The sequence below is a fragment of the Shewanella sp. S1-49-MNA-CIBAN-0167 genome, assembly GCF_040310145.1.
Lineage (GTDB): Bacteria > Pseudomonadota > Gammaproteobacteria > Enterobacterales > Shewanellaceae > Shewanella > Shewanella psychromarinicola.
Map to the genome: position 1 here is coordinate 1 of NZ_JBEOPO010000387.1, position 254 is coordinate 254.

Genomic DNA, 254 nt, shown 5'->3' on the forward strand with positions numbered 1-254 from the left:
GGTTTATTAGGAATGGATTTAAGACTGATGCCGTAGCTTTCAGAATGTTTAATCACATCTGCTATTGCCAGCAATTGTGGTACGTATTGCCGAGTTTCCTTAGGTAATGGTAAAGACCAAAAGTCGGTGCTCAGCCCTCTTGCTTCATTATATCTAATAGCCTCACGTAAACGACCTTCACCAGCATTGTATGCGGCTAGTGCATATAACCAGTTGTCGGTTTTTTTATACAAGTATTCGAGCATATCTAATGC

The 254-nt window shown here is 40.6% G+C and carries 1 protein-coding gene; it reads right to left on the reverse strand.

Going from position 1 to position 254, the window contains the following annotated elements; genetic code table 11:
• Positions 1 to 254 (reverse strand): transglycosylase SLT domain-containing protein (locus AAEZ00_RS21745; protein WP_351090070.1); only part of this gene is annotated, 254 nt, incomplete at both ends.